This is a genomic window from Streptomyces albidochromogenes, assembly GCF_005981925.1.
Classification (GTDB): Bacteria; Actinomycetota; Actinomycetes; order Streptomycetales; family Streptomycetaceae; genus Streptomyces; species Streptomyces albidochromogenes.
In genome coordinates this window covers 1-6,333 of record NZ_VBVX01000345.1, presented here as the reverse complement: position 1 = coordinate 6,333, position 6,333 = coordinate 1, and the positions used below count along the sequence as shown (strand labels likewise).

Sequence of the window (6,333 nt, the reverse complement as noted above, 5' to 3'; positions counted from 1 at the left end):
ACCCGCCCACCCCGTGGAACGCGAGCACCCGGGACACCTACGGCACACCGGGCCCCTACGAGGACGCCGTACAGAACACACCGATCTTCGAAGAGAACACCCCGGAGAACTTCAAGGGCATCGACATCATGCGCGCCGTGCGCAGCTTCGACCCGTGCCTGCCGTGCGGCGTCCACATGTACGTCGGCGAGGGCAAGACCGTGCAGAAGATGCACATGCCCACCGGCCTGAGCGGACTCGGCGGATGAGCGGCGGGACGAGCGTGAAGACGGCGCCCGCGGTGAACGCGGAGCAGGCCGGGCGCCGCGTCGAAGAGGTGATCGACCGCCTGGCCGCCACCGGGGACGGCGCCGCCACCGCCGCGGCCGAGGAACTGGTCAGGTCCCTGATGGACTTCTACGGCGCCGGTCTGGCCCGCATCATGGCCCTGCTCGACGGCCGGGCCGCAGCCGGCGCCAAGTCCGCCGGCGGCGGCGACGAAGCGCTGGCCCGCCTCCTCGGCGACGAACTCGTCGCCGGCCTGCTGGTCCTGCACGACCTGCACCCGGAGGACACCACCACCCGCATCGCGCGGGCGCTGGCGACCGTGCCGCAACACGCGGTGGAGGTCGCCGGCTTCGACGACGCCACCGGTGCCCTGCGCCTGCGGTCCGCCGGCGGTTCCGGCTGCGGCTGCGCCGCCACCGCGGGCGCGGCCCAGCAGGCCGTCGAGGACGCACTCGCCTGCTTCGCCCCCGAGGTGAAGACCGTGGAGATCCAGCCGCCCGCCGACACCAGCGAGCCTGTCCTGCTCCAGATCGGGTCGGCGCCCCAGTCCGCACCCGGTCCGGCCGGACCGGGAACGCGGGCGGACGCGGCGGCGCGACCGGCCCCGGCGAAGGCGCCGTGAGCGCGCCCCCGGTCCCGCAGCGGCCCGCCGCACGGCCCACGGACGTACGCGGCCTGCGCCGGTTCGTGAGCGAGCGCCCGCCCCGCGAGGAGCGCTGCGAACTGTGCGGGGTGGCGGTGGCCGAAGACGCCCACCGCCACCTGGTGGACACCGAGAACCGGTCGCTGGCCTGCGCCTGCACCCCGTGCGCCTTCCTGTTCGAGCGGCCGGGCGCGGCGGGCGGCCGCTTCCGCGCGGTCCCCTCCCGCTACCTGGCCGACCCGGACCACCGCCTGGACGACGGCGCGTGGGAACTCCTGCGCATTCCCGTGGGCGTCGCGTTCTTCTTCCGCAACGCGGCGCTCGACCGGCCGGCCGCGTTCTACCCGAGCCCGGCGGGCGCCACCGAGGCCGAACTCGACCCCTCGGTCTGGCCGGCCGTAGCCGACAGCACCCCGCTGGCCGCGCTGCTCGAACCCGACGTGGAGGCGCTGCTGGTGCGCCGCTCGGACGGGCGCTCCGAGTGCTACCTCGTGCCCATCGACATCTGCTACGAACTGGTCGGCCGCATGCGCCTGCTGTGGCAGGGCTTCGACGGCGGGGCCGAGGCCCGCGCCGACCTGGAGGCGTTCTTCCGGACCGTGGCGCAACGCGCCCGGACGGTCCGCGAGGAGGACCGGCCATGACGGAGTTCACGTTCCACTGCACCGGCGTACGGTCCGACCCGTACGCCGCCGGACCGACCCTTGTCTTCCGGCTGCGCGTCACCGCCTCGGGCGGCGCCCGGGTGCACGCGCTCGCCCTGCGCTGCCAGATCCGGATCGAACCGGCCCGGCGCGGCTACGAACCCGCCGAGGCCGACGGGCTGAAGGACCTCTTCGGCGAGCGCTCGCGGTGGGGCAGCACGCTCCAGCCGGTCCAGTTCGCGCAGGTCTCCCTCATGGTCCCCGGCTTCACCGGCGAGACGGAGACCGACCTCGTCGTGCCCTGCACGTACGACACCGACATCGCCGCCACGCGGTACTTCGGCGCCGTCACCGGCGGGGAGGTGCCCCTGCTGATGCTCTTCTCGGGCACGGCCTTCACCGGAGCGGGCGGTTTCCACGTCGAACCCGTCCCCTGGGACCGGGAGGCGGACTTCCGGATGCCTGTCGCGGCCTGGCGGGAGATGGTCGAGCACCACTTCCCCGGCTGCGGCTGGATCCGGCTGCCCCGCGACACCATGGACGCCCTGCTGGACTTCCGCTCCCGGCGGGGTCTCGCCTCCTGGGAGTCCACCCTCCAGGCACTGCTGGCCGAGGCGGGCGCACCCGATCCGCCGCGGTCCGAGAGCACCCTGACCGGCGCGGCGGCGCCGCTCAGCGCCACCGGAAGGACGGTTCCGTGACCGTGACCACGTTCGCCGACGGGACCGAGGCCCGGTTCGCCGTCGCCCGGCAGGTGGCCGACGCCGTGCTCTTCGAGGGATACGTGCTCTACCCCTACCGGGCCTCGGCGGCCAAGAACCGGCTGCGCTGGCAGTTCGGGGTCCTCGTACCACCGGGCTGGGGCGCCGAGTCCGAGGAGCACGACTTCCAGCACACCGAATGCCTGATGGAACCCAGGGCGGGCGCCACCCTCGCCCTCGAACTGCGCTTCCTGCACGCCCAGCGGCGGACCGTACAGCGCCGTCGCCCCGACGGCGCATTCGAGGACGTACCCGAACTCCACCTGGAGGACAGGGTCCTGGTGCCCTGGGACGAGGGCGCGGAGGAGCGCGTCGAGGTGGTCGTCGCGGTGGACGAGCTGACCGGGGACGGCGTCACCGTGCCGTTCACCCGCCCCGCCCGGGAGGAGACCGAACCCGTCGTCGACGCGGACGGGCGGCCGCTCGGCCGCCTGGTCCGCAGGTGCGAGGAGATCAGCGGTGTCGTACGGCTGTTCGCACACGAACTCGACGGCCCCTACCGGGTGATGCGGCTGACCGCGGTCGTGGAGAACACCACCTCCTGGTCCCCGCCGGACGACGGGACCGCCGGCCGCGACGCGGCGCTCCCGCGCTCCCTGGTCGCCGCACACGTCCTGATGTGCCTCGACGCCGGATCGTTCCTGTCGATGACGGACCCGCCCGAGTGGGCCAAGGGCGCGGTCGCGTCCTGCCGCAACCTGCACACCTGGCCGGTCCTCGCCGGCGAACCCGGGCGGTCGGATCTCGTACTGTCCTCGCCGATCATCCTGGAGGACCACCCCGCCATCGCCCCGGAGAGCCCCGGAGCGCTGTACGACGCCACGGAGATCGACGAGATCCTCGCCCTGCGCACGGCGGCCCTCACCGACGAGGAGAAGCGCGAGGCGCGCGGCACCGACGACCGGGCGGCGGCCGTCATCGAACTGGCCGACTCCATGCCGCCCGAGGTCCTGGAGCGCCTGCACGGCGCGGTCCGCAGTCTGCGCGACGTGACCGGCCCCGAGCCCTCGGCGGCACTGTCCGCCCCCTTGCAGGCCGCACCGGCCATGCCCGACCCGTACGGGGTGGAACCGCCGACGACCCCCTGGTGGGACCCGGCGAGCGACGCCGGCTTCGATCCGGCCCACGACCGGGTCGTGGTCGACGGCCGGTCGCTGGGCGCCGGAAGCCGGGTGCTGCTGCGGCCGGGCCTGCGCCGCACCGACGCGCAGGACCTGTTCCTCCAGGGCCGCGGCGCACGCGTCGAAGCGGTGCTGCACGACGTGGACGGCCAGGTGCACCTGGCGGTGACCGTCGAAGGCGACCCGGGCGCGGACATCCGCCGCGAACAGGGCCGGTTCCTGTACTTCCAGCCCGACGAGGTCAGCCCCCTGGAGGACGCGTGAGCCGCCCCGCCACGGACAGGGGCCGGGTCCTGGTGGCCGGGGTCGGGAACATCTTCCTCGGCGACGACGGCTTCGGCGTCGAGACGGTCCGCCGCCTCGCCGCGCTGCGGCTGCCCGAACACGTCGAGGCGGTGGACATCGGCGTGCGCGGCGTGCACCTCGCGTACCAGCTCCTCGACGGCTACGACACGCTCGTCCTGGTGGACGCGACGCAACGCGGCGGCGAGCCGGGCACGGTGTACCTGATCGAGCCCTCCGGCCCCGGCGACAGCGCCGAGCAGAGCCCCGTGCTCGACGGCCACCGGATGTCACCCGACGCGGTACTGGCCCTGCTCGGCACGCTCTGCGCCGGGACCGGGGCGCATCCGCCGCGCCGCACGCTGGTCGTGGGGTGCGAACCGGCATCGGTCGACGAAGGCATCGGACTCAGCCCGCCGGTGGCCGCCGCCGTGCCGGAGGCCGTACGGCTGATCGAAGACCTGCTGCGGGACGGGGACCAGGAAGCGCCCGCGCCGCGGGCCACGGCCGGCGAGGCCGCGACATGAGGAGACGAGCATGAAGAAGACCATCATCCTTGGCGCCGTCGGAGCCTCCGCTCTGGCCGCTCTCGCCAAGCTGGCCCTGCCCGACCTCCAGCGCTACCTGCGCATCCGCAAGATGTGACCCGCGCCGGCCCCGTTGCGTCGAACGGCGTACGCGCGGCGCCGCGTCGGCGTGCCGCCGCGCCGGCCGCCCGCGGCGCGGCCTGTAATGGGGCCGAGCGGGCCACCCCTCGCGCACTCCGCCCGCCCCGGCGGAGGCGCGCCGCCCGCCCGTGGCGGCCGGCACCGACCGGCCTTCGCCAGGACGGAGTCCGATGCACGAGATGTCCATCGCGGTGGCCGTCGTCGGCCAGGTGGAAGAGGCGGCCGAACGCGCGGGCGGCGTGACCGCCGTGCGGTCGGTACGGCTTCAGGTCGGCGAACTGGCCGGCGTGGTCCCCGACGCGCTCTCCTTCTGCTTCGAACTCGCCTGCGCCGGAACCCTGCTGGAAGGCGCCGAACTGGTCACCGAAGCGGTACCGGGCCGCGCCCGCTGCGCGCCCTGCGCGGACGAATGGGCCGTCGGCATGCCGCCCCGGCTGTGCTGCCCGCGGTGCGGTACGGCGACCGACGCACTCGTCTCGGGCCGCGAACTGCAGATCGCCGGCGTGCACTGGGAAGACGGCCCGCCGCACGAACACACCCGCGAACCGATCCTCGAGGAGCGCTGAACCATGTGCCGTGCCGTCGATCTGCATCAGGCCGTACTCGCGAAGAACGACGCGACCGCGCACACCCTGCGCGCCGGACTCACCGCCCGCGGCACCACGGTAATCAACCTGCTGTCGAGCCCCGGCAGCGGGAAGACCGCCCTGCTGGAACGCGAACTGCTCCTGGCCCGTGAGAGGGCGCTGCCCGTCGCCGCCCTCACCGCCGACCTCGCCACCGAGAACGACGCCGTACGCCTCGCGCGGTCCGGCGTCCCCGTCAAGCAGGTCCTCACCGACGGGCTGTGCCACCTGGAGGCCGCCATGCTCCACCGGCATCTGGAGGGCTGGCTGCCCGACGACACCCGGCTGCTGTTCGTCGAGAACGTCGGCAACCTCGTCTGCCCGGCCTCCTACGACCTCGGCGAGTCACTGCGGGTCGTTCTGGCCTCCGTGACGGAGGGCGAGGACAAACCACTCAAGTACCCGACCGCTTTCGGGCTCGCCCACCTGGTGGTGGTGACGAAGACCGACATCGCGGACGCCGTCGAGTTCGACGAGGCGGCCTTCCGCGCGAACGTGGAACAGGTCAATCCCGGCGTGGAGGTGCTCCTGACGTCCGCCCGCCGGGGGCAGGGGGCCGGAGCACTGCTCGACCGGGCGCTGGCCGCGGCGGACGGCGCACCGGTCCACGCGCCCGTCATGAGCCGCCAGGACGCCGCGCGGGAGCACACCCACCCGCACGTCCATGCCGGCCCTGATCACCACGACCACGCGGACCACCACGCCGGTCCCGGCGCCATGACGCAGACTTGCTCGTGAGCGTCGCCCCGCCCGGGACCGCCGTCGTCGACGGCACGGTCGAGCGCCGGCGCGTGACCGTACGCGGCGTCGTGCAGGGCGTCGGCTTCCGGCCCTTCCTGTACGCCCTCGCCACGGAACTCGAACTGACCGGGCACGTGACGAACACGCGTGAGGGTGTCGTCGCGGAGGTCCAGGGCGCCCCGTCGGCGGTGGCCCGCTTCTGCGCCGCGATCTCCACCCAGGCCCCGCCCCTGGCCCGGGTCGACTCCGTCGACCACCACGAGGTACCGGCCACCGGCGGCGCGGGATTCGCCATCGTCGCCTCCCGTACGGACGGCACGGCCCGCACCCTGGTCCCGCCCGACACGGCGACCTGCGCCGACTGCCTCACCGAACTCGCCGATCCGGCCGACCGGCGCCACCGCCACCCGTTCATCAACTGCACGCACTGCGGCCCCCGCTTCACCATCGTCACCGGCCTGCCGTACGACCGGGCCCAGACGGCCATGGCCGACTTCCCGATGTGCCCCGACTGCGCCCGCGAGTACGCCGACCCGGCCGACCGGCGCTTCCACGCCCAGCCCGTCGCCTGCCCCCACTG

10 protein-coding genes are annotated in these 6,333 nt (G+C 74.2%); all 10 read left to right on the top strand.

Annotated elements, in window-relative coordinates; genetic code table 11:
- The coding region (locus tag E2E34_RS29545) for a nickel-dependent hydrogenase large subunit (RefSeq protein WP_138904938.1) at positions 1-248 on the top strand (248 nt) is incomplete at its 5' end.
- Positions 245-889 (top strand): NifU-related iron-sulfur-binding protein, encoded by a 645-nt coding sequence (locus E2E34_RS29540; protein WP_138904937.1) that lies wholly within the window; start codon positions 245-247, stop codon positions 887-889. The genes E2E34_RS29545 and E2E34_RS29540, both read left to right, overlap by 4 nt.
- Entirely contained in the window at positions 886-1,554 is a 669-nt protein-coding gene (locus tag E2E34_RS29535; protein ID WP_138904936.1) for a DUF5947 family protein, read from the top strand. The genes E2E34_RS29540 and E2E34_RS29535 overlap by 4 nt, the downstream gene beginning before the upstream one ends.
- Positions 1,551-2,255, top strand: coding sequence for a DUF6084 family protein (locus E2E34_RS29530; protein ID WP_138904935.1), 705 nt, complete (start codon positions 1,551-1,553; stop codon positions 2,253-2,255). The genes E2E34_RS29535 and E2E34_RS29530 overlap by 4 nt, the downstream gene beginning before the upstream one ends.
- Positions 2,252-3,700, top strand: coding sequence for a hypothetical protein (locus E2E34_RS36735; RefSeq protein WP_138904934.1), 1,449 nt, complete (start codon positions 2,252-2,254; stop codon positions 3,698-3,700). The genes E2E34_RS29530 and E2E34_RS36735 overlap by 4 nt, the downstream gene beginning before the upstream one ends.
- Positions 3,697-4,245, top strand: a complete 549-nt coding sequence (locus E2E34_RS36730) for a hydrogenase maturation protease (protein WP_138904933.1) — start codon at positions 3,697-3,699, stop codon at positions 4,243-4,245. Before E2E34_RS36735 ends, E2E34_RS36730 begins: the two co-directional genes overlap by 4 nt.
- Before the next feature lie 10 nt (positions 4,246-4,255).
- Positions 4,256-4,363 carry a DUF6893 family small protein gene (locus E2E34_RS37545; protein WP_373305939.1) on the top strand — a complete coding sequence of 36 codons (108 nt, stop codon included), beginning with the start codon at positions 4,256-4,258 and terminating at the stop codon, positions 4,361-4,363.
- A 193-nt stretch (positions 4,364-4,556) separates the two neighbouring features.
- The gene (locus E2E34_RS29515; protein WP_138904932.1) at positions 4,557-4,952 is read left to right on the top strand and encodes a hydrogenase maturation nickel metallochaperone HypA/HybF; all 396 of its coding nucleotides are present in this window, start codon (positions 4,557-4,559) and stop codon (positions 4,950-4,952) included.
- 3 nt (positions 4,953-4,955) lie between these two features.
- Positions 4,956-5,750: a hydrogenase nickel incorporation protein HypB gene (gene hypB, locus E2E34_RS29510; RefSeq protein WP_138904931.1), complete on the top strand. Its 795-nt coding sequence runs from the start codon at positions 4,956-4,958 to the stop codon at positions 5,748-5,750.
- The coding region (locus tag E2E34_RS29505) for an acylphosphatase (protein ID WP_244316240.1) at positions 5,747-6,333 on the top strand (587 nt) is incomplete at its 3' end. The genes hypB and E2E34_RS29505, both read left to right, overlap by 4 nt.

Coding starts and splice junctions, on each gene's coding strand:
- E2E34_RS29540 (WP_138904937.1), top strand. CDS start 245: ATGAGCGGCGGGACGAGCGTGAAGACGGCGCCCGCGGTGAACGCGGAG.
- E2E34_RS29515 (WP_138904932.1), top strand. CDS start 4,557: ATGCACGAGATGTCCATCGCGGTGGCCGTCGTCGGCCAGGTGGAAGAG.
- E2E34_RS37545 (WP_373305939.1), top strand. CDS start 4,256: ATGAAGAAGACCATCATCCTTGGCGCCGTCGGAGCCTCCGCTCTGGCC.
- E2E34_RS29530 (WP_138904935.1), top strand. CDS start 1,551: ATGACGGAGTTCACGTTCCACTGCACCGGCGTACGGTCCGACCCGTAC.
- hypB (WP_138904931.1), top strand. CDS start 4,956: ATGTGCCGTGCCGTCGATCTGCATCAGGCCGTACTCGCGAAGAACGAC.